We start from the raw sequence: 26146 nt of genomic DNA, 5'->3' as shown, positions 1-26146 counted from the left end.
CTCGGTGGGCGTCGAGCCTGCGACGGTGCTGCTCTGCCCGGTGCTGCCATCGGACGGCTGGGTCAGCCTGGAACTCTACTACGAGGATGTGCGGCGCGCCCTGCAGGCGGCCCGGCTGTCCGCGGAGGTGCAGACCGTGCTGCCGAGCCAGAAGACGGCGCCGTCCCGGCTCGGCAAGCAGATCGAGCGCTACCTCGACTATCCGAGCCTGGTGCGGCGAGCCTACCGGGCCGCGACGAAGCCGGCGGTCGTGCACGTCCTCGACCAGAGCTACGGGCACCTTTGCCGCTCTGACCTGCCGACTGTCGTGACCTGCCACGACCTCGCGCTCTTCGAGATTCACGAGTTGAACCCGTTGCAGCTGGCGCTCTGGAAGTACCGCGTGCGCGGGATGCGCCGCGCGCGCCGCGTCGTCGCCGTGTCCGAGGCGACGGCACGGGACGTCGAACGCCAGCTCGGCATGGCGCGGGCCAGGATCAGCGTCAGCCACGAGGGCGTCGACCCGAAGTTCCGCCCGCGCAACATCGAGGGGCGGAAGGGCGTCCATCTGGCGCGATTGGCCGGCCGGCGCGGCGACGGCCTGCTGCTTCACGTCGGCAGCAACCTGCGACGCAAGGGTATCGACACCTTGCTGGCGGCCTTGGCCGTGCTGGTGCAGGAGGGATTGGACGTGCGGCTGGCGAAGGTCGGCCGCGATCCCAGCCAGGACGGCTACGGCGGCCTGATCGAAGAGCTCGGCCTTCGGGACCGGATCCTCTATCTCGGGCGCCTCGACGACGACGCGCTGGTCGACGTCTACAACGCCTGCGACGTCTTCTGCTTTCCGTCACGCTTCGAGGGCTTCGGGCGGCCGGTGCTGGAGGCCATGGCCTGCGGCCTGCCGGTCGTCGCCGCGCAGAGCTCCTCGCTGCCCGAAGTCGGCGGCAGCGCCGCGCTGTTCCATCCACCGGGCGACGTGGCAGCGCTCGCGGCCCAGGTGCGGCGCATCCTGACCGAGGCGGGGCTGGCCGAACGGATGCGCGGCGACGGCTTCGCCAACTGTCGGCGGTTCAGCTGGCGGCAGCACGGCGCCGACCTGATCGCGGCCTACCGCGCGGCATTGGCCGAGCGATCCGGGGGGTGACGGCGGTGCCAGGGCAGCGGATCCACAGATGTGCGGCATAGCCGGAGCGCTTTCCCCTGGCGTCGCGGACCTCTCGCCCGCCGTCGCCGCGATGGTCGCGGCGCTGCGTCACCGCGGGCCCGACGACAGCGGCCAGGAAGCCATGCCGACCGGCGCGGGCGAGCTCGCGCTGGGCAGCACGCGGCTCGCCATCGTCGATCTCTCGGCGGCCGGCCACATGCCGATGCGCGACCCGGAGACCGGCAACCTCGTCGCCTACAATGGCGAGATCTACAACTTCCCGGAGCTGCGCCGGGAGCTGGAGGCGGCCGGCGACCGCTTCCGCTCCGGCACCGACACCGAGGTGCTGCTCAGGGCCTACGCCCGCTGGGGCACCGGCTGCCTGCCGCGCCTGCGCGGCATGTTCGCCTTCGCCCTGTGGGATGCCGGCCGGCGGGAGCTGCTGCTGGCCCGCGATCCCGCCGGCAAGAAGCCGCTCTATCTCGCCGAGCGTCCCGGCCGGGTCGCCTTCGCCTCCGAGGTGCGCGCGCTCCTGGCCAGCGGGCTGGTCGAGCGCCGGCTCGACCGGGCCGGGCTCGAAACCTTCCTGTTCAACGGCTTCTGCGTCGCGCCGGCGACCCTGGTCGAGGGCGTCTCGGCACTGCTGCCCGGCCACTTCCTGCGTCTCTCGGGGACCGGCGAGCGGCTGGAGCTGGCGCGCTACGACCCGATCGACGAGGCCCGCGACGCCGGCGCGCCGCGAGCCGACGCCGAGGCCGTGCTCGATACCCTGCGCGAGGCCGTGCGGCTGCGCCTGGTCGCCGACGTGCCGCTCGGCGCCTTCCTCTCGGGCGGCCTGGATTCCGCTGCGGTGGTCGCGCTGATGGCCGAGGCGTCCAGCGCGGTCCGGACCTTCTCGATCGGCTTCGAGGAGAGCGCCTACGACGAGTCCGGACCGGCGCGCTGGGTCGCCGAGCGCTTCGCGACCCGGCACAGCGCCATCCGGCTGAGCCGCGACGACTTCATGGCCTGGCTGGACGACGGCCTGGCCGCCTTCGACCTGCCGAGCTTCGACGGCCTCAACACCTACTGCGTGTCGCGCGCGGCGCGCGAGGCCGGCCTGACCGTGGCGCTGTCCGGGATCGGCGCCGACGAGCTGTTCGGCGGCTATCCCTTCTTCCGCTCGATTCCGCGGCTGCGCCGGATGGCCGGCCTGCTGCACGCGCTCGGCCCGGTTCTTCGGACGGCAGTCGATCGCGTGGCCCGGCCCGGGACCGACCGCCTGCGCGGCGGCTGGAAGGTCGCCGAGCTGCTGCGCCTGGGCCGCCCGGACGATCCCGTGATCGCCTGCTACCAGACCGCGCAGATGCTGTTCCCCGGCTGGAGCCGGACGGCGCTGCTCGGCGGGCCGGAACGGACCCGCTGGGGCTTGCCGGCGGCGTTCCTGGACCTGCTGTCGGGCGAGCTGGCCGGAGCCGGCGACCCGGCGGCGGCGGTCTCGCTGCTCGCCTCCCGCCTGTTCCTCGGCGAGCGCTGCCTGCGCGACAGCGACACCATGTCGATGGCCGTCTCGCTGGAGCTGCGCGCGCCCTTCACCGACCGCGAGCTGGTGCGCCTGCTGCGCCGGGTGCCCGGCGCCGAGCGTTGCGCCGGCGCGCCGGACAAGCCCTACGAGTGGCGCCTGCTGCGACCGCTGCTCGGCGACGACTTTCCGCTGCGCGGCAAGCAGGGCTTCGTCTTCCCCTTCGAGCAGTGGCTGAGGGCACCCGGCTACCGCGCCACGCTGCGCGACCGCCTCGGCGACCGGCGGCTGGTCGCCGACTGCGGCCTGCGGCCGGCGGTGGTCGAGGGCCTGCTCGACAGCTTCGAGCGCCAGCCCGGGCGGGTGCCCTGGTCGCGCATCTGGGCACTCCACGTCCTGCTCGACTGGTGCGCGCGCCATCGCGTCTCCGCCTGAGGGGAGGGGCGATGCGGATCCTGATGGCCCACAACCGCTACCTGGTGCGCGGCGGCGAGGACGAATCGACCGACGCCGAGCTGGCCCTGCTGCGTGCGGCCGGCCACCAGGCCGACCTGCTGGAGGCCGACAACCGCCGGGTCGCCGAGCTCGGCCGGCTGGCGACCGCAGCGCGCACCCTCTGGTCGCGCGAGGCCTACCGGGAGGTCGAGCGGCGCCTGGCCGGCGGCGCCTACGACGTCGTCCACGTGCAGAACTCCTTCCCGCTGCTCTCGCCCTCGATCCTCCATGCCGCCCGGGCCGGCGGGGCGGCCGTCGTGCAGAGCCTGCGCAACTACCGCCTGCTCTGCCTCAACGGCTACCTGTTCCGCGACGGCCGGCTCTGCCACGACTGCCTGGGCAGGGCCGTGCCCTGGCCGGGCGTGCGGCACCGCTGCTACCGCGGCAGCCTGCCGGGCAGCGCCACGGTCGCCGGCATGGTGACGCTGCACCGCGCGCTCGGCACCTGGCGGCGCTGCGTCGACCGCTTCGTCGCGCCCTCGGACTTCACCCGGCAGCTCTTCGTCGAGGCCGGCTTCGAGGCGGCGCGGATCGTGGTCAAGCCGAACTTCGTCGCCGGCGAGCCGGCGGTCGGGACGGGCGAGGGCGGCTACCTGCTGTTCGTCGGCCGGCTGTCGTCCGAGAAAGGCCTCGGGGTGCTGCTGGAGGCCGTCGGGCGGCTCGACCCGCCGCTGCCGCTCAAGGTGATCGGCGAGGGTGCGCCGCCCGAGGGCGCCGCGGTGCCCGGCGTCGAGTGGCTCGGCCGCCGTCCGCTCGACGAGGTCTACCGCGCCATGGGCGAGGCCCTGGCCGTGGTCGTGCCCTCGGTCTGGTACGAGACCTTCGGGCGGATCGTCGTCGAGGCCTATGCCGCCGGCACGCCGGTCGTCGCCTCGGACCAGGGGGCCGTCGCCGAGCTGGTCGACGACGGCGTCACCGGCTACCGCTTCCGCGCCGGTGATCCGGCCGACCTCGCCGTCGCGCTGGCGCGGCTCCGCGACCGCCCCGAGGCGACGCGCGCGCTGCGCCTGGCCGCCCGAAGGCGCTACGAGGAACGCTACACCGGCGCGCGCAACCTGGAACTGCTGCTGGCGATCTACCGCCGGGCGGTCGCGGCTCGGGACGCCCGGACCGGCTGAGCGGCGACGAGGGCCTTGGGCCCGACCGGCGCTTGTGTTTTTCTGCGGCAGGCTCGTGCCGGTGAAGCGGGTCGGAAGCCGGAAGGGGGAAGGCGGCATGGCTGGGGAAGCGGTACGATTGCCCGGGACGCTCGATCTGCGCCGTTGGTCGCTGATCCTGACGACCGGCATCGCCGTGGCGGTCGTGCTGAGCGGCCTCGAGCCGGCGATGCACTGGCGGACGGTCGGCGACGATGCGTACTACTACTACGGCGTGGCCCGCGGCCTGGTCGAGCACGGCCGGCCGACCTTCGATGGCCTGACCCTGGCCTCCGGCTACCATCCGCTGTTCCTGGCGATCTGCACGATGCTCTACGCCCTGCTCGGCGCGGCGCTGCCCGCGGCGGTCGTCGTGTTGGCGGCGCTGGCGCTCGCGGTCCACGGCGCGGTCTGCCTGAAGCTCGCGGAGCAATTGGCGCTCGGCCCGATCTCGAGCCTGCTGTTCGGCCTGATGCTGGTCGCCAACCCGGCGCTGCTGCAGAGCGTCTGGATGATCGGCCTGGAGAGCCTGCTGGCGGTGCCGCTGCTCGCCGGCTTCCTGCTGGTCTGCCTGCGCGCCGTCGACGCGCCGGAGGAGGCGCCGGGCAGGTTGCCGTCAGCGGCGGCGCTGATGATCCTGCTGATCGTCGCCCGGCTCGACCTGGCGATCGTCGCGGCACCGGTCTTCGCCTTCGCCTTTCGGCGGCGGCCCCTGGGGGTCGTGCTGGGAGGCGGTGCCCTGGCGGTCGTGCTCGGCGCCTACATGCTGGTCCACCTGAGCGTCTTCGGCAGTCCCCTGCCGGCCAGCGCCGACGCCATGCGCCTGCTGAGCCGGCCGCTGGTCGAGCGGCATCTCCACGCGGTGCTGCACACAGGCTACTACATCGATTTCCTGGAGCATCCGCTGCGCTTCGTGATGAACGCGCTGCGCAGCCTGCGTTTCGCTGTCGGCGTGCCGTCCGGCGTCGGCGAGGTCTCGGCCGGACGCCTGCTCGCCGGCGCGCTGCTGCTGGCCGTGGCGGTGGCCGTCGCGGCGGTGCTCCGGCCGGTCGGCTGGACGAAGCTGCGCCGGGACCCGCGGGCGGCCCTGGCTGCGGTCGTCGTGCTCTTCGTCCTGCTGCTGGTCTACGCCGGGACGGTCCGGATCTACTACCTGCGGCCTTGGTATCACGGCCTCAACGCGGTTGCCCTGGCGCTCGCCGGCTGGATCCTGGTGGCCCGGCACCTGCGGCCGCTCGGACACGCCTGGCTGCTGCCGGCCGCCTATGGCGCGGTGCTGCTTGGCTTCGGCGTCGCCGCCTTCACCGAGAGTCCTCCGGCCTTTCCGCTGCGGCGGGCCGAGGTCGCCAGGGCGGCGGTCGCGATCCTGCCCGCCGACGCCCGGATAGGCGCCTTCAACGCGGGCATCTACGGCTGGGCCGCTCCGGAGCGCATCGTCAATCTGGACGGTCTGGTCAACGAGGCGGCCTTCGCGGCGATCCGTGACGGCCGGCTGGCACGCTACATCTGGGACGAGGCCGGCCTGCGCTATCTGCTGGACGTCGATCCGGCCGACTCGTTGGTCGCGATGATCGACGGCAACGAGCGCTCGCCCCTGCGCCTGAATCTGGAGCCGATGGAAACCTGGTCGGACGGGCGCGACACGCACACGCTCTGGCGGATCGTCTGCACGGTCGGCTGCGGGGCGCACTAGGCCATGGCGGTGTCCGGTGGTGATCGAGCAGGGGAGCGGCGGGCGGCGGCCTGGCCGCGGGAGAACGTGCTGGGCGTCGGCGTCTCGGCGCTCAACCTCGATCGCGCCTGCGCCAGCGTCGAGCGCTGGATCGCCGAGGGCGAGCGGCACTACGTCTGCGTCACCGGCGTGCACGGCGTCATGGAGAGCCGGCGCGATCCCGCGCTGCGCCGGATCCACAATGCCGCCGGCCTGGTGACGCCGGACGGCATGCCGCTGGTCTGGATGCTGAAGCTCGGCCGCCATGCCGGCGTCGACCGGGTCTACGGCCCCGACCTGATGCTGGAGCTGTTCCGGCGCTCGGAGCAGAAGGGCTTCCGGCACTTCCTCTACGGCTCGACGCCCGAGGTGCTGGCGCGCCTGCAGGCCCGCCTGGCCGAGCGCTTTCCCGCGGCCGAGGTCGTCGGCAGCTTCTCGCCGCCGTTCCGGCCGCTCTCCGAGGCCGAGAGCGCGGCGATCGTCGAGCGGATCAACGCCAGCGGCGCCGACATCCTCTGGGTCGGCCTCTCGACGCCCAAGCAGGAGCGCTGGATGGCCGAGCATCGTGCGCGCCTGGCGCCGGCCGCCCTGATCGGCGTCGGCGCCGCCTTCGACTTCCATGCCGGCCTGCTGCGCCAGGCGCCGCGCTTCGTCCAGCGCAGCGGCTTCGAATGGCTGTTCCGCACGGCCATGGAGCCGCGCCGCCTGTGGAAGCGCTATGCCCGCAACGTGCCGCTGTTCCTGCTCGCGGTCGCCGCCCAGAAGAGCGGCCTCAGGCGCTATCCGCTCGATGAGTGAGCCATGATCCCGCTGCCCGCGCGGGCGACGCTGCGGCGCTGGTCGGTGACCGGCTTGAGCGCGCTCGCCGACCAGGTCGTCTTCTCCAGCGTCAACTTCCTGCTCAATATCCTGCTGGCGCGCTTCCTGACAGCCGAGGCCTACGGTGCCTTCGCGATCGCCTATTCGCTGTTCTTCCTGGCGCTCAGCCCCTACCAGGCCCTGGTCATCGAGCCGTTCCATGCCCTGGGCGGCGCCCCTGACCGACCCGGCGGCGCCGGCTACCTGTCGCAGGTCCTGCAGGGCCAGCTGCTGCTGGCCCTGGTCCTGGCCGGTGTCCTGGTCGTCGCCGGGCTGGCGCTGGGGGCGTTCGGCTCGCCGGTCGGGCCGCTGCTGCTGCTCTTCGCCGCCGCGGCGCCCTTCCTGTTCCTCCAGATGCTGCTGCGCCGGGCCTGCTACGTCGAGGGCCGCGCCGGCCTCGCCCTGGCCGGCAGCTCGGTCTACTTCCTGGTCGCCTGCGCCGGCGTGCTGCTGCTGGTGCGCTTCGGCGAGGCCGGCGCGACCGCGGTGCCGCCGCTGCTCGGCCTCGCCGGGGCGGCCGGCCTCGCCGTGCCGGTGCTGGGCCTCGGGATCCCGCTGCGCCGGCTGCTCAGCCTCGACGGCGGCCGGCTGCGCGCCGTCGCCCTCGAGCACTGGCGCCACGGCCGCTGGCTGCTGGCCAGCGGCGCGCTCGGCGTCGTCTCCGGCACCATCTACGCGCCGGCGATCGGCGCCGCCCTTGGCACCGCGCAGGCCGGCGCCTTCCGTGCCGTGCAGAACCTCTTCCTGCCGTTGACCCAGATGCTGGCGGCCCTGGCGATGCCGCTGCTGCCGGTGCTGTCGCGCAAGCTCGGGGCGGAAGGCGAGGGGGGCGACGGCCCCCAGGTGCGCCGCGCCGTGCTGCTGCTGCTGCCCGTCGCGGCCGGCCTGGTGCTGCCCTACGCCCTGGCCATGCTGCTGGTCGGCGACCGCCTGCTCGACCTGCTCTACGGCGCCGGCAAGTACACCGGCGACGCCTGGCTGCTCGACTATCTCTCGGTTGGCGCCCTGGGCCTGATCGCCGTCTTCGCCCTCGGCCAGACGGCGCGCGCCCTGCGCCGCTTCTCGATCGTCTCGGCGGGCGAGGCGGCCGGCGCACTGGCTACCGTCTGCGTGACGCTGCCGCTGCTCGGCCTCTACGGCCTGGCCGGCGCCGCGGCGGGATTCCTGGTCGCGCAGCTGGCGCCCGCCGTTGTATTGAGCTGCTGGGCGGTCCGGCGTCTCGGCCGCCGCAGAGGATCCGGCGGATGACCTCGGGCCACGCCATTCCGATCGCCCTGCTGGCGCTGGCTGCCGTGGCCGGCGCGGCGCTGGCGGTCCCGACCTACGGGCTCGGCCTCCTGCTGTTCGGCTTTGCGCTGCTGGCGCTGCTCGCCTACGCCGGGGCCGACCGGACGCGCATGGCCGTCGCGCTGCTCGCCGCGGTGCTGCTCGGTCAGTTCCTCAAGCGCGCGCTCTTCGTCATCGAGCCCTCGCCGGCGATCGCGATCTACTACGGCCTGCAGTTCCTGCCGACCGTGATCCTCTGCCTCGGCCTCCTGCTCTGGCTGAGCCGGCCGCGCGCGATGCTGCCGACCGCCAGTTCCAGGCTGCTGCTCGCCTTCTGGGGGCTCGCGCTGGCGACCACCCTGGTCCTGCCGTTCGGCCAGCCGCTCGGCACCAAGCTGTCGGCGATCCAGCTCAATCTCGTGCCGGTCCTGGCCTACTTCCTGGCGGTCCGGGTGCCGCCGCAGCGTGCCGTCCTGATCGGCCGGGCCGCGGCGCTGCTGGCCGTTCTCGGTGCCGCCTACGGGCTGCTGCAGTTCCTGGCCGGACCGACGCTGTTCGACGAGGCCTGGGCGCGGGCGCTGGCGACCCGTTCTCTTCAGGCGAGCAAGGTCTACGATGCCATGCTCGGTTTCAGCGAGTTCCGCGCCTATTCCAGCTTCTCCGACCCGCTCGACTACGGCCTGTTCCTGGTCTGCGGCCTGGGGATCGCGCTGTCGGCCGGCCGGGAGCTGCGCTGGAGCGGCCTGCAGTGGCTGGGCTTCTACGCGATGATCGCGCTCGGCCTGCTCTCGACCCTGAGCCGCAGCCCGATGGGCGGGCTGCTGGTCATGATGCTGGCCCACGTCGCGCTGTCCTTCCGCGGCTTGCGTCGGCCCTGGGTGACGGCCGGCGCGCTGCTCGCCGGCGCCTTCCTGACCGTGGTCCTGGCGCAGTACCTGCTGGCGAACTTCGGCGACCGCTTCGCTTTCGGTACCTCCGCCGTCGAGGAAAGGCTGCTGACCGTCGGCACGCTCGCCGACCGGGTCGAGGGGCTGGAGACCTTCTTCTCGGCGCTCGGAGACTTCGCCCTGTTCGGCCGCGGCTACTCCTTCGCCGCCTACTTCATGGACGTCGGCGACAACGCGGCGATCTTCGGGTCGCACAACTTCCTGGTCAGCCTGCTCACCTACACGGGCCTGCCCGGGCTGGCGCTGTTTCTCGGCGCGATCGTCGCCTGGCTGTTCGAGCTGGCGCCGGCGATGAACCACGCCGATCCCCGTGTGTCGTGCCGGGCGCGCTGGCTCGTCGCCCTGGTCTTCGGCCTGGTTGCCACGGGCTATGTCAGCAGCACGGGCTTCATGACCTACGCCTTCTACGTGGCGCTCGGCCTGGGCAGCGGCCTGGCGGCGTCGCTGCGCGCCGCACGGCCGGTCGCCGCACGGCGGAATCCGGCCTCGGGCGGTAGCCGACTACCGCAAGCTTCTCCGCGCAGAGCGTGAAGAGCGCCGCGCTTCGCCTCCGTCGACCAGTGAAAGACCGGGCGTGTCTGCCGGCTGGCGGCCATGATCGGCCGCCGCGGCCAAAGACTTCGACGATCAATAGTGGAGCGTAATTTCCAAGGGACAGGAGTTGGCCCGGATCATTGCTTGTTTACATAAAATTTACATTTGCCGCGGCTAGCTTCTGTTTCGCAAGTGCAATACACTCTGCTTTCAACCGCTGCGCGGAAAGGCGGCCGGCAAGCTGGCACCGCCGGTTGGTTCGGCGGCAGAAGGCGCGGCGGACGCTTCAATGGCTCGATGGGGCTCTGCTTTGGGGGCGGCGCGTGGCCAGTGACCAAGTCAGCAGTCTGGAGCATTTGGCCGGCGCGTCGCGCCGGCCGCGCGTCGTGCGCTCTGCGCTGTCGCGCAAGGTGCTGGCGGATGTCGTGCGGCTGTTCGACGCCGCGGCGATCCTGGGCACGGCGGCGCTGGCCTTCTGGGCCTATCCGGTCCTGCGCCTCGGCCTCGCCGACCAGTGGGACCGCTTCGCAGCGGCGACGCTGGTCGGCCTGTTCGTCACCCTCGCCGTGTTCGGAAGGCTCGGCCTCTACGACTTCCGCCGCCTGCACCGGCGCTGGAGCCAGGTGCCGCGGGTGCTGGTCGGCTGGAGCGTCTCCCTGCTGGTCCTCGTCCTGCTCGCCTTCCTGGCCAAGGTCTCCCAGGACTACTCGCGCGGCTGGCTGCTGCTCTGGTACGGCGGCGGGCTGGTCGCGATGGGCGCGGCGCGGGTCGCCATCGCCGGGCACGTCCGCGGCTTGCTCGATCGCGGCAACCTGCGCGAGCGCGTCGCCATCCTGGGCGCCGGCGAGGAAGGCCTGGGCTTCGCCGAGCGGATACAGGGGCGCGGCGCCGACGACGAGATCGCGGTCGTCGGCTTCTTCGACGACCGCCAGACCCGGGTGCGCGACGTCTTCTCCGGCTGGCGCCTGGAGGGCCGCGTCGACGATCTGGTCGCGCGGGTCCGCGCGGGCCTGGTCGACCGTATCGTGATCGCCCTGCCGCCGACCGCCGGCGAGCGCATTGGCCAGCTGCTGCGCCGCTTCGACGGCTTGGCGGTCGACATCGACCTGCATCTGGCCGCCCCGGCCCTGCCGCGGCCGCGCAACGAGGTCATCAGCCTCAGCGGCATCCCGATGCTGCGGGTCAGCGAGCGGCCGCTCAAGGACTGGCACCTGCTGGCCAAGTGGGCCGAGGACAAGGCGATCGCCGGGGCGTCGCTGATCTTCTTCGGCCCCCTGATGCTGCTGATCGCCCTGGCGATCCGGATCGAGAGCCCGGGGCCGGCCCTGTTCCGCCAGGCCCGCTTCGGCTTCAACAACGAGCCGATCGTCGTCTACAAGTTCCGCACCATGTACAGCGACCGCGGCGACCCGAGCGGCGCCGCCCGCACGGTGCGCGGCGACGCGCGCGTCACCCCGCTCGGGCGCTTCCTGCGCAGGTACAGCCTCGACGAGCTGCCGCAGCTGATCAACGTCCTGCAGGGCTCGATGTCGGTGGTCGGCCCGCGTGCCCATCCCGTCTCGATGCAGGCCGCCGGGCGGCTCTATCACGAGGCGGTCCAGGACTACCTGTCGCGGCACCGGGTCAAGCCCGGCATCACCGGCTGGGCCCAGGTCAACGGCCTGCGTGGCGAGATCGATACGCTGGACAAGGCGCGGCGTCGCGTCGAGCACGACCTGCACTACATCGAGAACTGGTCGCTGCTGTTCGACCTGCGCGTCCTGGCGCTGACGGCCCTGCGGGCGCTGCGCGACCCCAACGCCTACTGAGCGCAGCGGGATCGGGGGGAGCGGACCCGGGGGGTGAGCGGACCCGGGCGGCAGCCTCAGCCGGCGACGAGCGCGAGGCCCGAGCGGGCGAGGCCGATCAGGCCGAAGACGGCACCCCAGCTGGCCAGCGCGAGGCCGCTCATGACCAGGGCATTGCGCAGCGAGATCGGGTCGATCGCCGGCGCTTCGTTGCGCAGGGCGCGGGCCGGGGCCGGCAGGGGAATCTGGCTGACCGACATGAGACTGCTCCCGTCTGGCGGGACCCGAGAGGTCCCCGGACGCCAGTCTGCCTCGGCGATCTTGCGAGAAGGTTAACGGGCCCGCCGCCGACCCGCTGCCGTTGCCATCCGCGCTCGCAGAGTCGAAGATGCGCGGCCCGGTCCCGGGGAGCTCCCGGCCGGGACGGCACGCGGTCGGGGTCATGGGCAGAGGACTTTTCTCGAGGATCTTCGGCGGGGCGCCGCAGCCGGCGCGGCCGGAGCAGCCGTGCCTGCCGCCGGGCCAGCGGCTCTACGCGATCGGCGACGTGCACGGCCGCTTCGACCTCCTGGAGCGGCTGCTCGCCGAGATCCGCGCCGATGCCGCCTCGGCTCCGCCGGGCACCGCCTTCACGCTGCTGTTCCTCGGCGACTACGTCGACCGCGGCCTGCAGTCGCGCGAGGTCATCGAGCTGCTCGCCGGCGACCCCTGGCCCGGGGCCGACAAGGTCTTCCTGCGCGGCAACCACGACGAGATGATGCGCCGCTTCCTGGAGGCGCCGGACAGTGGCCGCCTGTGGTTCGACCTGGGCGGTGCCGCGACGCTCTACAGCTACGGCATCGGCCTCGGGCAGCCGGGCGGGCAGCAGGGCGGCGGCGAGGATCTGGCCGCGGCGGCGGGCGGGCCGGGCGGCCGGCGCCGCCGGGCCGCGGCGGCCGACGACTGGGGCACGCTCGCCGGACGCCTGGCCGAGGCCCTGCCGGCCGCGCATCGGCGCTTCCTCGACGAGACGCGGTTCCACTACAGCGCCGGCGACTACCTCTTCGTCCACGCGGGCGTCAGGCCCGGCGTGCCGCTGGCGCGCCAGGACCCGGAGGAGCTGATGAACATCCGCGAGCCCTTCCTGACCGACGAGGTCGGCTGCGAGCAGCTGGTCGTGCATGGCCATACGCCGGTCAGGCGGCCGACCGTCACGCCGACCCGCATCGCGGTCGACACCGGCGCCTACATGAGCGGCCGGCTGACCGCGCTGGTGCTCGAGGGCGGCGAGCAGCGCTTCCTGCAGAGCTGAGGCCCTCCGGGTCCCGGCGTCGCGGGTTTCGGTTGCCAAGCCGGCCGAGAGGCGATAGGAGCGGCGGGTGCCGAGGGCCTGCGCGGCAGCGCGCCGGTGCGGCAGCAGACGACAGCGCCGCCCCGTCGCCCCGGGGCAGCGGCGAAAGGCGAGGCTCCCCCCGTGTCGAAGCACTTCCTGGACGGCTATTTCGATCAGTACCGCAAGCTCGCCTTCGAGCCGAGCATCTATCCGGAGATCGAGCGTTTCCGCGACCTGGCGGTCGCGACCCGGGACCGCGGCGGCAAGATGATGTTCGCCGGCAACGGTGCCAGCGCCTCCCTGTCCGAGCACGGCGCCGTCGACTTCACCAAGCAGGGCGGGGTCCGCTCGGTCACCTTCCACGACCCGAACCTGATCACCTGCTTCGCCAACGACTTCGGCTACGACCACTGGATGGCCAAGGCCGTCGAGCACCATGCCCAGCCGGGCGACGCGGTGGTGCTGATCAGCGTCAGCGGCACCTCGCCCTCGGTGGTCAATGCCGCGCGCTACGCCCGCGGGGCCGGCCTGCCGGTGGTCAGCTTCACCGGCCGCGACGAGGACAATCCGCTGAAGACGCTGTCCGACGTCGCGCTCTGGGTGCCGTCCCACGCCTACAACGTCGTCGAGTCCATCCACTCGATCTGGCTGACCGCGACCATCGACCTGCTGATCGGCGAGGCGGTCTACGAGACGCGCGCGGTCGCGCTCTGAGCGGGGCCGGCCGGCCCGCGGCGGCCCTGCGACCCTGGTCGGCGCAGACCTCGCTGGACAGCGGCGGCCGAACGTCCTAGCTAACCGGCATGTTCACGGGGATCGTCACAGACCGCGGCCGGGTGCGCGCGCTGGAGCAGCGCGGCGACCTGCGCATCGAGATCGAAACCGCCTACGACACGGGCGACGGGCCGGGGGGGCTGGAGCTCGGCGCCTCGGTCGCCTGCAACGGCTGCTGCCTGACGGTGGTCGAGAAGGGCCCCCTGGAGAACGGCCGGGGCTGGTTCGCCGTCGACGCCTCGGCCGAGACCCGCGCGAAGACCGCGATCGGCGACTGGCGGGTCGGCACGCCGGTCAACCTCGAGCGCTCGCTGCGGCTCGGCGACGAGCTCGGCGGCCATCTCGTCTCCGGCCACGTCGACGGCCTCGCCGAGGTGCTGGAGATCCGTCCCGAGGGCGACTCGAAGCGCTACCGCTTCGCCGTTCCGGCCGCGCTCGGGCGCTTCCTGGCGCCCAAGGGCTCGGTCGCCCTCGACGGCGTCTCCCTGACCGTCAACGAGGTCGAGGACCAGGACGTGACGGCGGGGGGTGAGGCGGCGCGGGCCGACGCGACCGTGGTCTTCGGCTGCAACGTCATTCCCCACACTGCGTCGGTCACGACCTTCGGCAGCTACCGGCCGGGCCAGCGGGTCAACCTCGAGATCGACCTGATCGCCCGCTACGTCGCCCGCCTCGTGCCGGCCGCCCAGCAGGAGGCCTGAGCCTTGGCCAAAGCCGTTCAGAACCCGGGCAGCGAGCAGGGCGCTGAGGGGGGCGCCGAGGGGGGCGACGAGCCCTGGCGCCTGACCTTCCGCGAGCTTGTCTCGCCGATCGAGGAGGTCATCGAGGAGGCGCGCAACGGCCGCATGTTCGTGCTGGTCGACGACGAGGACCGCGAGAACGAGGGCGACCTCGTGATCCCGGCCCAGATGTGCACGCCGGCCGCGATCAACTTCATGGCGACCTACGGCCGCGGCCTGATCTGCCTGGCGCTGACCCGCCACCGCGTCGAGCAGCTCGGCCTGCCGATGATGGCGCGCAAGAACGAGAGCCGCCACGACACCGCCTTCACCGTCTCGATCGAGGCCAAGGAAGGGGTGACCACCGGCATCTCGGCGCCGGACCGCGCGCGCACTGTGGCCGTGGCGATCGATCCCGAGAGCGGGGCCGAGGACATCGCCATGCCGGGCCACGTCTTCCCGCTGATGGCGCGCGACGGCGGCGTGCTGGCGCGCACCGGCCATACCGAGGCGGGCGTCGACCTGGCGCGGCTCGCCGGCCTCAATCCCTCGGCCGTGATCTGCGAGATCATGAACGACGACGGCACGATGGCCCGGCGCGACGACCTGATCGCCTTCGCCCAGCGCCACGGCCTGAAGCTCGCGACGATCGCCGACCTGATCGCCTACCGCCGGCGCTACGACAAGATCGTCGAGCGCACCGAGGAGGCGAGCTTCGACAGCCGCCACGGCGGCCGCTTCCGGATGCGCCTCTACCGCAACGTCGTGACCGGCGCCGAGCACGTCGCGCTCTGGAAGGGGGCGATCGACGACGGCCAGCCGGTGCCGGTGCGCGTCCACGCGCTCTCGGTGCTCGACGACGTGCTCGGCGACACCACCCTGCACCGCGGCGGCGAGCTGCAGGAGGCCCTGCGCCTGGTCGGCGAGGAGGGCCGGGGCGTCGTCGTGCTGATCCGCGATCCCAGCCCGCAGTCCCTGGCCGAGGCGCTGCGCGCGCGCCATCTCGACGGCGGGGGCGAGGGCGGCCAGCCGGGCACGGCCCTGCGCGACTACGGCGAGGGCGCGCAGATCCTGCTCGACCTCGGCGTGCGCGACATGATCCTGCTGCACAACACCCGCCACACGATCGTCGGCGTCGACGGCTACGGCCTCCGGGTCGTCGGCCAGCGCCCCCTGCACGCCTGAGGAAGACCGACCGATGACCGACGCCCCGCACCTGATGATCGTCGAGGCCCGCTTCTACGAGGACATCGCCGACGAGCTGGTCAAGGGCGCGATGGCCTCGCTCGAGGCCGCCGGCGCCACCTTCGAGCGCTTCGCAGTGCCCGGCGCCTTCGAGATCCCGGCGGCGATCGGCTATGCCGTGCGCTCGATGGACTTCTACGCCGGCCGGCGGCGCTTCGACGGCTACATCGCCCTGGGCTGCGTGATCCGCGGCGAGACCACCCACTACGACTACGTCTGCGGCGAGAGCGCGCGCAAGCTGGCCGACCTCTCCTGCCAGTACTCGCTGGCGCTCGGCTACGGCATCCTGACCGTCGAGAACCACGCCCAGGCCTGGGAGCGTGCCGCCGTCGACCGCCGCGACAAGGGCGGCGACGCGGCCAAGGCCTGCCTGGCCATGGTCGAGCTCAAGCGCCACTTCCACCTGTTCCCGCGCTGAGCCATGGCCGAGCCCGCGAAACACAAGGACCGGAAGCCGCGGCCCGGCGGCGGCAAGCGCCGGGCGGCGCGCCTCGCCGCCGTGCAGGCGCTCTATCAGATCGAGATCGCCGGCATCGATCCCGACGCCGTGGTCCTGGAGTTCCTGCAGCACCGGGTCAACGAGGAGATCGACGGCCACGCGCTCGGCGAGCTCGACCAGGCGCTGTTCGCCGAGCTGGTCCGAGAGGTCCATGCCCGGCGCGGCGAGCTCGACGACATGCTCTCGGCCGTGGTCGACGAGGCGTGGAGCGTCGAACGCCTGGACACGCTGCTGCGGGTGCTGCTGCGCGCCGGGCTCTACGAGCTGGCCTACAAGTTCGAGGTGCCGGCGCGCGCGGCGATCGCCGAGTACGTCGGCATCGCCCACGACTTCTTCTTCGGCAAGGAGCCGGCCATGGCCAACGGCATGCTCGACCGCCTGGCCCGCTCCCTGCGCGAGGAAGAGTTCGCGGAGTAGGGGATCGCCGGCCCGGCCGGACGAAGGGGTCTCGATGCGGGGCGAATTCGAGCTGATCGCCAGCCTCTACGCGCCGCTCAGCGCCGGCGCGCCCGGCGCCTTCGGCCTCAGGAACGACGGGGCGCTGATCGAGCTGGCCGCGGGCGAGCAGAGCGTCGTCACGGTCGACGCCATGGTCGAGGGCGTGCACTACCTGCCCGACGATCCGGCCGACGCCGTCGCGCAGAAGCTGCTGCGGGTCAACCTCTCGGACCTCGCGGCGATGGGCGCCGAGCCGCGCGGCTACCTGCTCGCGACCTGCCTCGGCCCGACGATCGACGATGCCTGGCTGGAGCGCTTCGTCGCCGGCTTGGCCGCCGATCAGAAGAGCTACGGCGTGACGCTGCTGGGCGGCGACACGACCCGCACGCCGGGGCCGACCTGCCTCAGCCTGACCGCCTTCGGCGCGGTGCCGACGGGCCGCTGCCTGGAGCGCAGCACGCTCCGGCCCGGCGAGCTGCTCTACGTCTCGGGCACGATCGGCGACGCCGCGCTCGGCCTCGACCTGCTGCAGGGCCGGCTCGAGCTCGAAAGCGAGGCCGACCGGGCCTTCCTTGCCGGGCGCTACCGCCTGCCGCGGCCCCGCACGCTGCTCGGCCCGGCGCTGCTCGGCCTCGCCAGTGCCGGCCTCGACGTCTCCGACGGCCTGGTCGCCGACGCCGGGCACCTCGCCGAGGAATCGCGGGTCGGGATCGAGATCGAGACGGCGGCGGTGCCGCTCTCGGCCGCCGCCCGGGCCGCCCTCGACGCCCGTCCCGAGCTACTCGCCCGGGTGCTGACCGGCGGCGACGACTACGAGCTGCTGTTCGGTGTCGCCGAGGCGCGCGCCGCGGCGGTCCCGGCGCTCGCCGCGCGGCTCGGGCTGCCGCTGACCCGGATCGGCCGGGCCGTGGCGGCGGAGCGCGGCACGGTCCGGGTCCTCGACGCCGAGGGTCGGCCCCTGACGCTCGGCCGCGGCGGCTGGACGCATTTCTGAGTCGGGTCGGTCTCCGAGTCCGGCCGGTCGCAGGACCGCTGGTCCGAGGCAGGCGGGCGCAACTTTTCCGTGCGGATTTGTCCGGGGGCAAATCGGGCGTGCCGGCCGCGGCGTAGGGAGCGGGCTCCAGGTAGGATCAAGGAGCCGGCCATGAAACGCTTCCTGCAGGATGCCCCCGTCGCGACCCGGGTCGCCGTCAGCGCCCTCTTGCCGATGCTCGGCTTGCTGGCCTTCGCCGGGCTGTTCGTCGCCGACGCCTGGCAAGGCACGCGCACGGCCGAAGAGCTGAAGGCGCTGGCCGGCTGGGCGCCGGCGGTCGGCGATCTCGTCCACGAGCTCCAGAAGGAGCGCGGGATCTCCGCCGGGTTCATCGGCGCCGGCCGGCAGGGCGGCTTCGCCGACCGCCTCGACGCGCAGCGCCGCGCCACCGACGCCCGGCTCGGCCCGACCCGCGACCTGCTCGCCAGGCAGGCCCGCCGGCAGGAGGCGCCGCTCGATGCGCAACTCACGGCGGCCGTCGAGCGTCTCGACGCGCTGCCGGCCCTGCGCCGGAACGTCGGCGACGGCACGCTCTCCCTGGCCGACAGCGTCGCCGCCTACAGCGAGACGGTCGGCCAGCTGATCGGCCTGGTCTCCCGCATGGCGGTGCTGAGCCGGGATCCCGACGTCAGGCAGACGATCACCGCCTACGTGTCGGTCCTTCAGGCCAAGGAGCGCGCCGGCCTGGAACGGGCCATGGGCGCGAACGGCTTCGCGGCCAGCGCGTTCCCGCCGGCCCTGCACCGGCGGCTGCTCGCGCTCGTCACCGCGCAGGACCAGTTCCTCGACCGCTTCCGCGAGGCCGCGAGCCCGTCCGAGCGGGAGCGTTTCCGCGCGCTCGCCGGCGATGCCACCTTCGCCGAGGTCGCCCGGCTCCGTCGTATCGCGATCGACGCGGGCTATGGCGGGCCCCTCGACGGTGTCACCGCGTCTGCCTGGTTCGATGCGGCGACGGCGCGCATCGACCGCCTGAAGCAGCTCGAGGACCTGCTGGCGGCCGATCTCACGGCCGGGATCGACGGCAAGCTCGCCGCCGCGCGGCGCGAGCTCGCGCTGTCGGCGGGCCTGGTCCTGCTGCTGCTCGCCCTGACGTCGCTCGCGGTCTTCGCGGTGGTGCGCAGCATCACCCGGCCCTGCCGGCGCATGACCGGCGTCATGACCGAGCTGGCTGCCGGCCGGCACGAGCTGGCGGTGACCGACGGCGATCGGCACGACGAGATCGGTGCGATGGCGCGCGCCGTCGAGGTGTTCCGCCGCAACGCCATTGAGGCCGAGCGGCTGGCAGCGGAGCAGGCCGGCGAGCAGGCCGCCAAGGCCGCGCGGGCAGCGGAGATCGAGCGGCTGTGCCACGCCTTCGATAGCGGCGCCGCGGAGATCCTGGAGGCGGTCTCCGCCGCCTCGACCCAGCTGCGCCAGACGGCGGGCTCGATGAGCGAAACGGCGGAGAGCGCGAACGGCCAGGCGCGCCGGGTTGCCGGCGCGGCCAGTGACGCCTCGCAGCACGTCTCCAGCGTCGCCGCGGCGATGGAGGAGCTCTCGAAGTCGATCGACGAGATCGGCCGCCAGGTCTCGAGCTCGAGCGTGACCGCCGGCAGCGCGATCGAGGAGGCCGAAGCGGCCGGCGGGACGGTGCGCGAGCTCGCCGAGGCGGGGCAGCGGATCGGCGAGGTGGTCGAGCTGATCAGCGCCATCGCGGACCAGACCAACCTGCTGGCCTTGAACGCGACGATCGAAGCGGCACGGGCTGGTGACGCCGGCAAGGGCTTCGCGGTCGTCGCCTCCGAGGTCAAGAACCTGGCCGGGCAGACGGCCAGGGCGACCGAGGAGATCGGCAGCCAGATCGCCGCGATGCAGCAGTCGACCGCCGGCACGGTCTCGGCAATGGAGCGCGTGCGCCGGGTGATCGCGCTGCTCGCCGAGACGGCGACCGCGATCGCCGGCGCGGTCGAGGAGCAGACCGCCGCGACCCACGAGATGTCGCGCAGCATCCAGGGCTTGGCCGAGGGCACGCGGGAGATCTCGGGCGGCATCGCCGAGGTCAGCGAGGCGTCGGACGAGACCGGCCGGGCAGCGGAGGAGGTGCGGGGCGCCTCCGGGCAGCTGTCGCAGCAGGCCGAGACGCTGCGCCGGGAGGTCGGCAGCTTCCTGGCCGGGGTGCGCGCCGCCTGACCGGTCAGCGCCAGACCGTCGTCGCGGCCAGCCAGTCGCGCGTGCGCGCCTCCGGATCGGGATGGCGCAGCACGTCGGTCACCACGGCAGCGCAGTCGGCGCCGGCCTCGAAGACGCCCGACAGCCGCTCCGGAGTCAGGCCGCCGATGGCGACCAGCGGCAGCGGGGCGACGCGGCGCTTCCAGTCGGCGAGGCGGTCCAGGCCCTGGGGCGCCCACGTCATCCTCTTCAGCACCGTCGGATAGATCGGGCCGAGGGCGACGTAGTCCGGCCCGGCCGCCAGGGCGGCCTCCAGCTCCCTCGGGTCGTGGCTGCTGAGGCCGAGCCTCAGCCCAGCCCGTCGGATCGCCGCCCGGTCGGCCGCAGCGAGATCCTCCTGGCCCAGGTGGACCGCCTCGCAGCCCTCCTCGATCGCCAGCCGCCAGTGGTCGTTGACGACCAGCCGGCAGCCGTGCCGGGCGCAGGTCTCCCGGGCGCGGCGGATCTCGGCGCGCAGGTACGCCTCGTCCCGCCCCTTGATGCGCAGCTGCACCAGCCGCACGCCGAGCGGCACCAGACGCTCGATCCAGTCGGCGCCGTCGACGATCAGGTAGAAGGGATCGAGCCTCACGAGAAGACCGCCCGTCCGATCGTCGGAGTTGAGGGCACCGCCATGTCGCGCGGCTCCAGCAGGCCGGCCGCATGGGCTGCGCAGCCGGCCTCGACCGCCCGGGCGAAGGCGCAGGCCATCGCGACCGGGTCACCGGCCTTGGCGACGGCGGTGTTGAGCAGCACGGCGTCGAAGCCGAGCTCCATCACGGCGGCCGCGTGGGAGGGGCGGCCGAGGCCGGCGTCGACGATCAGCGGCGTCTCCGGGAAGTGGGCGCGCAGCGCGCGCAGAGCGTCGGAATTCATCGGTCCCCTGGCCGAGCCGATCGGCGCGCACCAGGGCATCAGCACCTTGCAGCCGGCCTCGAGCAGCCGCTCGGCGACGACCAGGTCGTCGGTCGTGTAGGGGAAGACCCGGAAGCCCTCGTCCGACAGGATGCGCGCCGCCTCGACCAGGGCGAAGACCTCCGGCTGCAGCGTGTCGTGGTGGCCGATGACCTCCAGCTTGATCCAGTCGGTGCCGAACAGCTCGCGGGCCAGACGGGCCGTGGTCACCGCTTCCTTGACCGTATGGCAGCCGGCGGTGTTCGGCAGCAGCGCGACGTCGAGGCCCTGGAGCAGCTCCCAGAACGCCCCGCGGGCGCCGCCCTGCGCCGTCTCGCGGCGCAGCGAGACGGTGACGGCGGCGGCGCCGGACGCGCGCACCGCCTCGGCGAGGACGGCCGGCGAGGGGTACTGCGCGGTGCCGAGCAGCAGCCGCGAGCGCAGGGCCGTTCCGTAGAGCGCCGGTGCCATCTCAGCCTCCCTGCATCGGCGACAGGATCTCGATCCGGTCGCCCTCCGCGAGCGCGGCCTCCTGGCGCCGGGCCCGCGGGACGACCTCGCTATTGACCGCTGTCGCGTAGCAGTTGCCGAGGAACTTCAGCTCGGCCAGCAGCGCTGCGAGCGTCGTCGCTTCCGACTCGAGCTCCCTGCCGTTGACGATCAGTCTCATCGCTGTTCTCCGGTTCGGCATCATGGGAAAGGACAAGGCGTGCCGCCCGCGCCGCGAGCGCCGGCGCCAGCAGGAAGCCGTGGCGGTGGAAGCCGTTGACGAACAGCCGGTCGCCCTCGGCCTCGATCCGCGGCAGGTTGTCGGCATAGGCGGGCCTGACGCCGCTGGAGGCCTCGACGACGCGCGCCTCGCCGAAGGCCGGGTGCAGCGCGTAGGCGGCGTTCAGCAGCTCCATCATCGAGCGTGCGGAAACGGGGCCCTCGGCCGCGCTCTCGATCATCGTCGCGCCGACCATGAAGCGGCCTGCGCCGCGCGGCACGACGTAGACGGGGAAGCGCGGATGGATCAGCCGCACCGGGCGGGAGAGGGCGATCTCCCCGGTCTCCAGGTAGAGCATCTCGCCGCGCACGCCGCGCAGGCCCGGCCGCCCGGCCGCCATGCCGGTGCAGTCGACCGTCCGCTCGAAGCGCTGGCCGGGCGGCGGCGCGGTCCGGCCGAAGTGGCAGCGCACCCCGAGCGTGACCAGCCTGGCGTGGAGCCGCAGCAGCGCGCGGCGCGGGTCGAGATGCGCTTCCTGTCCGAAGAAGAGGCCGCTCCGGAAGCGGCCGGCGAGATCCGGCTCGAGCGCCGCGACAGCCGCAGCGTCGAGCCGGCGGGCACCTTCCGTGCGGGCGGCGAAGCGCGCCAGCTCGCCGCTGTCCCTCGGCGGAGCGACGACCAGCGTGCCCTCGAAGCGCACGAGGCCCGGCAGGGCCGCCTGCCACCAGCGGGCGGCGTTGCGGCCGAGCACGAGCACCGCCGGCTCCGCGCTCTCGCGCTCGCAGAAGGGCGCCAGCATGCCGCCGGCGTACCAGGAGGCGCCGCCGCCCGGCGCCGGCTCCCGCTCGACCAGCGTGACCTCGGCACCGCCGACGGCGAGCTCGTGGGCGACGGCGAGGCCCGCGACGCCGGCGCCCCTGACCAGCACGCGCATGCTAGGGCTCCCGTGCCGTCTCCCCGGTCTCGCCGACCGGCAGGTAGAGGTCGCCGCCCTGGCGGTAGCGCTCGGCCATCGCCGCCAAGCCCTGCTTCTGCGCATCGGCGCGCAGCTCGTGGGAGATCCGCATGGAGCAGAACTTCGGGCCGCACATCGAGCAGAAGTGCGCGAGCTTGTGCGCCTGCTTGGGCAGGGTCCGGTCGTGGAAGTCGCGCGCCGTCTCGGGGTCGAGCGAGAGGTTGAACTGGTCCTCCCAGCGGAACTCGAAGCGGGCGCGGGACAGCGCGTCGTCGCGGGCCCGCGCCGCCGGATGGCCCTTGGCGAGATCGGCGGCGTGGGCGGCGATCTTGTAGGTCACGACGCCGGTCTTGACGTCGTCGCGGTCGGGCAGGCCGAGATGCTCCTTCGGCGTCACGTAGCAGAGCATCGCCGTGCCGAACCAGCCGATCATCGCGGCGCCGATGCCCGAGGTGATGTGGTCGTATCCCGGTGCGATGTCGGTGGTCAGCGGGCCGAGGGTGTAGAAGGGCGCCTCGCCGCAGGTCGCGAGCTGCTTGTCCACGTTCGCCTTGATCTTGTGCAGCGGCACGTGGCCGGGGCCCTCGATCATCACCTGGCAGTCCCTGGCCCAGGCGATGCGGGTCAGCTCGCCCAGGGTCTCCAGCTCGGCGAACTGCGCGGCATCGTTGGCATCGGCGATCGAGCCGGGGCGCAGGCCGTCGCCCAGCGAGAAGGCGACGTCGTAGGCGCGGCAGATGTCGCAGATCTCCTCGAAACGCTCGTAGAGGAAGCTCTCCCGGTGATGGTGCAGGCACCACTTCGCCATGATCGAGCCGCCGCGCGAGACGATGCCGGTGACCCGGTCGACGGTCAGCGGGATGTGGTGCAGGCGCAGGCCGGCGTGGATCGTGAAGTAGTCGACGCCCTGCTCGGCCTGCTCGACCAGCGTGTCGCGATAGACCTCCCAGGTCAGCGCCTCGGCGACGCCGCCGACCTTCTCCAGCGCCTGGTAGATCGGCACCGTGCCGATCGGCACCGGCGCGTTGCGGACGATCCACTCGCGGATGTCGTGGATGTCACGGCCGGTCGAGAGGTCCATGACCGTGTCGGCGCCCCAGCGGATCGCCCAGACCATCTTCTCGACCTCCTCGGCCATCGAGGAGGTCACGGCCGAGTTGCCGATGTTGGCGTTGACCTTCACCAGGAAGTTGCGGCCGATGATCATCGGCTCGGCCTCGGGGTGGTTGATGTTGGCCGGGATGATGGCGCGGCCGCGGGCCACCTCGTCGCGCACGAACTCGGGTGTCACGGCCTCGGGAATCGCCGCGCCGAAGCTCTCGCCGTCGCGCCCGGCCGCCGCCCGCAGTCCCTCGCGGCCCAGGTTCTCGCGGCCCAGGTTCTCGCGGCCCAGGTTCTCGCGAATCGCGACGAACTCCATCTCGGGGGTGACGATGCCGGCCCGGGCATAGGCGAGCTGGGTCACGGCGCGTCCGTCCCTGGCCCTGAGCGGCCGGTGGCGGAGCGGGAAGGCGAGGCCGCTGTTCCCGGCCCCGGCCGGGCGGCCGTCGCGGCGCTCGACGTCGCCGCGCGCCTCGATCCAGGCCTCGCGCAGGCGCGGCAGGCCGCGCGCGATGTCGCAGGCGTGGGCCGGATCGGTGTAAGGCCCCGAGGAGTCGTAGACCGCGAGCGGCGGCTCCCCGGCGCTCGGATGCAGGTCGATCTCGCGCAGCGGCACCCTGAGCTCGGGATGGCGCTTTCCGGCTCTGTAGACCTTGCGCGAGGCGGGCAGGGCGCCGGCGGTGATCTCGGGCGCGACGGGAGTGGGGGTCCGGGCGGTCATGACGAGGCTCCTTTGCTGTCGTCGCAAGGGAGACCCAGCTTTTTGCCGGAAGGGTGAGAAGGAGGCTCCGCTGCTGTCCGGTGGTCGACCTCGGGTCGGGTCCGGCCGCTTCCGCGGAGCCCTCGCACCATCCCTACGCCAGCATTAACTGGATCAGGTTCGAAGGGTCACCGCGCTGCCCCGGAGCGATCCCGGATCGGGATCGAGGGGCCCAGCGGTATCTCAGCCCCTTGTCGGGGCTCCCCTGGTGGAGCCGCCAGTCTGGGGACGTCGCGACGGGCCTGTCAAGCGATCCGCCTCGGCGTCGCTGCCGGCGTTAACCCTGCCCTAACGGGCCGGCTGCTAGGCTGGTCCGCCGATCCCCCCGGACCAGACCCGCAGGCCCGCCTCGATGCGCAAGGCGATCATCCTCTTTCTCGTCATCCTGCTGCTCGGCGGCGGCGGCATCGCGCTGTGGAAGGTCGGGCTGCCCTACCTGGCCGAGCAGAAGAAGCAGGAGGCGGCGGCCAGGCCGGCGCCGGCGCCGAAGTACGTCACGATGGCCCCCTTCATCGTGCCGATGATTCGCGAAGGCGTCGTCACCGAGCACGTCACCCTGGCGATCAAGCTGGAGGTCGGCGGCGACGTCGCCATAACCGACCTGCAGAACCGCCTGCCGCAGCTGCGCGACGCCTTCATCACCGAGCTCTACAGCCTCTACTCGCTGCGCTACGTCCAGGAGCACGTCGACGACATCCAGTTCACCAAGCAGCGCCTGCTCAAGGTCGGCAACAAGCTGCTCGGCGGCAATGTCCTGACGGCGATCCTGGTGACCGGGATCGAGACCCGGAAACTCGGCCGGCGGGCCGGCTGACCCGCAGTATCGGGTGGCTGCGCGGCGGCGCGGCCGCTTGATCCGCCTCAAGGCAGACCTGCGACGTCCCGTCTAGCTGAGGCCCCATGCTTTGCCTATGCTCGCCGGCCATGACGCCCCGCCAGACCGCTCCAGCCCCGACCCACGCGCCGCGCGACCCGACGGTCCGCAACGTCTGGCTGCTCGCGACCTGCCAGGCGCTCTCGATGAGCAGCCAGTCGATGCTCATGACGATCACGGCGATCGTCGGCGGCAGCCTGGCCGGCGATCCCAAGCTGGCGACCCTGCCGCTGGCGATCCAGTTCCTGGCGATGATGCTGTCGACGGTGCCGGCCTCGCTGATCATGAAGCATCGCGGCAGGCGCTTCGGCTTCACGCTCGGTGCCCTGTTCGGCATCCTCGGCGCGGGCCTCGGCATCGAGGCGGTCTACCGGGCCGACTTCCTGCTGCTCTGCGCCGCCGGCTTCTGCTTCGGCGTCTTCGCCGCCGGCGCCATGTACTACCGCTTCGCGGCCGCCGACACGGCGAGCGACGCCTTCAAGGCCAAGGCGATCTCGCTGGTCCTGGCCGGCGGGGTCGTGGCCGGGATCCTGGGGCCGGAGCTCGCCAAGCACACCCGCGAGCTCTTCGCGCCGGTGATGTTCGCCGGCGCCTACGCCTCGATCGCCGTGCTGATGCTGGCCTCGATGGCGATCCTGCAGCTGATCCAGATCCCGCTGCCGAAGCGCGAGGCCGAGGGCGGCTCGGGCCGGCCCCTGACGCAGATCGCGGCGCAGCCGGCCTTCCTGGTCGCCGTGCTCTGCGGCATGGTCGGCTATGGCGCCATGAACCTGATCATGGTTTCGACGCCGCCGGCCATGCTGGCCTGCGACCACACCTTCGAGACCGCGGCCTTCGTCATCCAGCTGCACGTGATCGGCATGTACGGGCCGTCGTTCTTCACCGGCAGCCTGATCCAGCGCTTCGGCATCCACCGCATCCTGGCGATTGGCGCCCTGCTGATCCTCGCCTGCGTCGCGATCAACCTGAGCGGCGAGGCGGTCGAGCAGTTCGGCGGCGCGCTGTTCCTGCTCGGCCTCGGCTGGAACTTCCTCTTCGTCGGCGGCTCGACCCTGCTGACCCGGACCTACCGGCCGGAGGAGAAGGCCAAGGTCCAGGCGGCCAACGACCTCTGCGTCTTCACGACGGTGGCGATCACCGCCTTCTCGAGCGGCGCGATCCACGAGGCGCTGGGCTGGCAGGCTCTCAACCTGGCCGTCGTGGTGCCGCTGCTGATCGTCCTCGCCGCGGTGGTCCGCCTGCGCGGCCATCATCGCCGGGCGGCCGCGGCCGCGGAGTAGGACGGCGG

General features: G+C 72.8%; 24 protein-coding genes and 1 riboswitch. Of the genes, 18 read left to right on the top strand and 6 right to left on the bottom strand.

The annotated features are described in order from the left end of the window. Positions 1 to 4: 4 nt before the first annotated feature. The 8 genes from B9O00_RS11310 (at position 5) to B9O00_RS11275 (ending at position 11379) form a co-directional block, all read left to right on the top strand. Positions 5 to 1123 (top strand): glycosyltransferase family 4 protein, encoded by a 1119-nt coding sequence (locus tag B9O00_RS11310; protein ID WP_159460187.1) that lies wholly within the window; start codon positions 5 to 7, stop codon positions 1121 to 1123. 28 nt (positions 1124 to 1151) lie between these two features. Then, a complete protein-coding gene (gene asnB / locus B9O00_RS11305) occupies positions 1152 to 3059 on the top strand; it encodes an asparagine synthase (glutamine-hydrolyzing) (RefSeq protein WP_085122779.1) in 1908 nt (635 codons plus the stop codon). Positions 3060 to 3070: 11 nt separating this feature from the next. Next, positions 3071 to 4237: a glycosyltransferase gene (locus B9O00_RS11300; RefSeq protein WP_085122778.1), complete on the top strand. Its 1167-nt coding sequence runs from the start codon at positions 3071 to 3073 to the stop codon at positions 4235 to 4237. 97 nt (positions 4238 to 4334) lie between these two features. Beyond that, positions 4335 to 5948: a DUF8728 domain-containing protein gene (locus B9O00_RS11295; protein ID WP_143596206.1), complete on the top strand. Its 1614-nt coding sequence runs from the start codon at positions 4335 to 4337 to the stop codon at positions 5946 to 5948. A 3-nt stretch (positions 5949 to 5951) separates the two neighbouring features. Further along, positions 5952 to 6764 carry a WecB/TagA/CpsF family glycosyltransferase gene (locus B9O00_RS11290; RefSeq protein ID WP_085122776.1) on the top strand — a complete coding sequence of 271 codons (813 nt, stop codon included), beginning with the start codon at positions 5952 to 5954 and terminating at the stop codon, positions 6762 to 6764. Positions 6765 to 6767: 3 nt separating this feature from the next. Further along, positions 6768 to 8072: an MATE family efflux transporter gene (locus B9O00_RS11285; protein ID WP_085122775.1), complete on the top strand. Its 1305-nt coding sequence runs from the start codon at positions 6768 to 6770 to the stop codon at positions 8070 to 8072. After that, positions 8069 to 9568 (top strand): O-antigen ligase family protein, encoded by a 1500-nt coding sequence (locus B9O00_RS11280; RefSeq protein ID WP_085122774.1) that lies wholly within the window; start codon positions 8069 to 8071, stop codon positions 9566 to 9568. Before B9O00_RS11285 ends, B9O00_RS11280 begins: the two co-directional genes overlap by 4 nt. A gap of 326 nt (positions 9569 to 9894) precedes the next feature. Next, complete coding sequence (locus tag B9O00_RS11275; RefSeq protein ID WP_159460186.1) at positions 9895 to 11379, top strand: undecaprenyl-phosphate glucose phosphotransferase; 1485 nt, start codon at positions 9895 to 9897, stop codon at positions 11377 to 11379. A gap of 56 nt (positions 11380 to 11435) precedes the next feature. Here B9O00_RS11275 and B9O00_RS11270 read toward each other — a convergent pair whose 3' ends face one another. Next, the gene (locus tag B9O00_RS11270) at positions 11436 to 11618 is read right to left on the bottom strand and encodes a hypothetical protein (protein WP_085122772.1); all 183 of its coding nucleotides are present in this window, start codon (positions 11616 to 11618) and stop codon (positions 11436 to 11438) included. A 182-nt stretch (positions 11619 to 11800) separates the two neighbouring features. Between B9O00_RS11270 and B9O00_RS11265 the strand changes: the two genes are divergently transcribed. From B9O00_RS11265 to B9O00_RS11230, 8 genes are all read left to right on the top strand, one after another. Continuing rightward, positions 11801 to 12649, top strand: coding sequence for a metallophosphoesterase family protein (locus tag B9O00_RS11265; protein WP_085122771.1), 849 nt, complete (start codon positions 11801 to 11803; stop codon positions 12647 to 12649). A 162-nt stretch (positions 12650 to 12811) separates the two neighbouring features. Beyond that, a complete protein-coding gene (locus B9O00_RS11260) occupies positions 12812 to 13384 on the top strand; it encodes a D-sedoheptulose-7-phosphate isomerase (RefSeq protein ID WP_085122770.1) in 573 nt (190 codons plus the stop codon). Positions 13385 to 13473: 89 nt separating this feature from the next. Next, positions 13474 to 14145, top strand: coding sequence for a riboflavin synthase (locus tag B9O00_RS11255; protein ID WP_085122769.1), 672 nt, complete (start codon positions 13474 to 13476; stop codon positions 14143 to 14145). A 144-nt stretch (positions 14146 to 14289) separates the two neighbouring features. Then, positions 14290 to 15348, top strand: coding sequence for a 3,4-dihydroxy-2-butanone-4-phosphate synthase (gene ribB, locus B9O00_RS11250; protein ID WP_218822824.1), 1059 nt, complete (start codon positions 14290 to 14292; stop codon positions 15346 to 15348). 13 nt (positions 15349 to 15361) lie between these two features. Continuing rightward, the gene (locus B9O00_RS11245) at positions 15362 to 15826 is read left to right on the top strand and encodes a 6,7-dimethyl-8-ribityllumazine synthase (RefSeq protein ID WP_085122768.1); all 465 of its coding nucleotides are present in this window, start codon (positions 15362 to 15364) and stop codon (positions 15824 to 15826) included. Between the two features lie 3 nt (positions 15827 to 15829). Next, entirely contained in the window at positions 15830 to 16324 is a 495-nt protein-coding gene (gene nusB, locus B9O00_RS11240; RefSeq protein ID WP_085122767.1) for a transcription antitermination factor NusB, read from the top strand. 34 nt (positions 16325 to 16358) lie between these two features. Beyond that, complete coding sequence (gene thiL, locus B9O00_RS11235; protein ID WP_085122766.1) at positions 16359 to 17339, top strand: thiamine-phosphate kinase; 981 nt, start codon at positions 16359 to 16361, stop codon at positions 17337 to 17339. 150 nt (positions 17340 to 17489) lie between these two features. Further along, positions 17490 to 19547 carry a methyl-accepting chemotaxis protein gene (locus B9O00_RS11230; protein WP_085122765.1) on the top strand — a complete coding sequence of 686 codons (2058 nt, stop codon included), beginning with the start codon at positions 17490 to 17492 and terminating at the stop codon, positions 19545 to 19547. Between the two features lie 4 nt (positions 19548 to 19551). On the opposite strand, the gene B9O00_RS11225 is transcribed toward B9O00_RS11230, so the two are convergent. From B9O00_RS11225 to thiC, 5 genes are read right to left on the bottom strand one after another with little or no spacing between them, the layout of a single operon-like run. Further along, positions 19552 to 20157: a thiamine phosphate synthase gene (locus tag B9O00_RS11225; protein ID WP_085122764.1), complete on the bottom strand. Its 606-nt coding sequence runs from the start codon at positions 20155 to 20157 to the stop codon at positions 19552 to 19554. Further along, positions 20154 to 20930, bottom strand: a complete 777-nt coding sequence (locus tag B9O00_RS11220) for a thiazole synthase (protein ID WP_085122763.1) — start codon at positions 20928 to 20930, stop codon at positions 20154 to 20156. Before B9O00_RS11220 ends, B9O00_RS11225 begins: the two co-directional genes overlap by 4 nt. 1 nt (position 20931) lies before the next feature. Continuing rightward, complete coding sequence (gene thiS, locus B9O00_RS33765; RefSeq protein ID WP_235017104.1) at positions 20932 to 21060, bottom strand: sulfur carrier protein ThiS; 129 nt, start codon at positions 21058 to 21060, stop codon at positions 20932 to 20934. Continuing rightward, on the bottom strand, positions 21020 to 22102 hold the full coding sequence (thiO, locus tag B9O00_RS11210; RefSeq protein WP_085122761.1) for a glycine oxidase ThiO: 1083 nt from the start codon (positions 22100 to 22102) through the stop codon (positions 21020 to 21022). The genes thiS and thiO overlap by 41 nt, the downstream gene beginning before the upstream one ends. Before the next feature lies 1 nt (position 22103). After that, complete coding sequence (gene thiC / locus B9O00_RS11205; RefSeq protein WP_085122760.1) at positions 22104 to 23945, bottom strand: phosphomethylpyrimidine synthase ThiC; 1842 nt, start codon at positions 23943 to 23945, stop codon at positions 22104 to 22106. Between the two features lie 112 nt (positions 23946 to 24057). Beyond that, positions 24058 to 24201, bottom strand: a riboswitch (TPP riboswitch). A gap of 135 nt (positions 24202 to 24336) precedes the next feature. Between thiC and B9O00_RS11200 the strand changes: the two genes are divergently transcribed. Continuing rightward, a complete protein-coding gene (locus B9O00_RS11200) occupies positions 24337 to 24798 on the top strand; it encodes a hypothetical protein (protein ID WP_085122759.1) in 462 nt (153 codons plus the stop codon). A 110-nt stretch (positions 24799 to 24908) separates the two neighbouring features. Further along, complete coding sequence (locus B9O00_RS11195) at positions 24909 to 26138, top strand: MFS transporter (RefSeq protein WP_085122758.1); 1230 nt, start codon at positions 24909 to 24911, stop codon at positions 26136 to 26138. Positions 26139 to 26146: the final 8 nt, after the last annotated feature.

The sequence above is a fragment of the Tistlia consotensis USBA 355 genome (genome assembly GCF_900177295.1).
Lineage (GTDB): Bacteria > Pseudomonadota > Alphaproteobacteria > Kiloniellales > DSM-21159 > Tistlia > Tistlia consotensis.
This window is presented reverse-complemented; position numbering and strand designations above follow the sequence as displayed.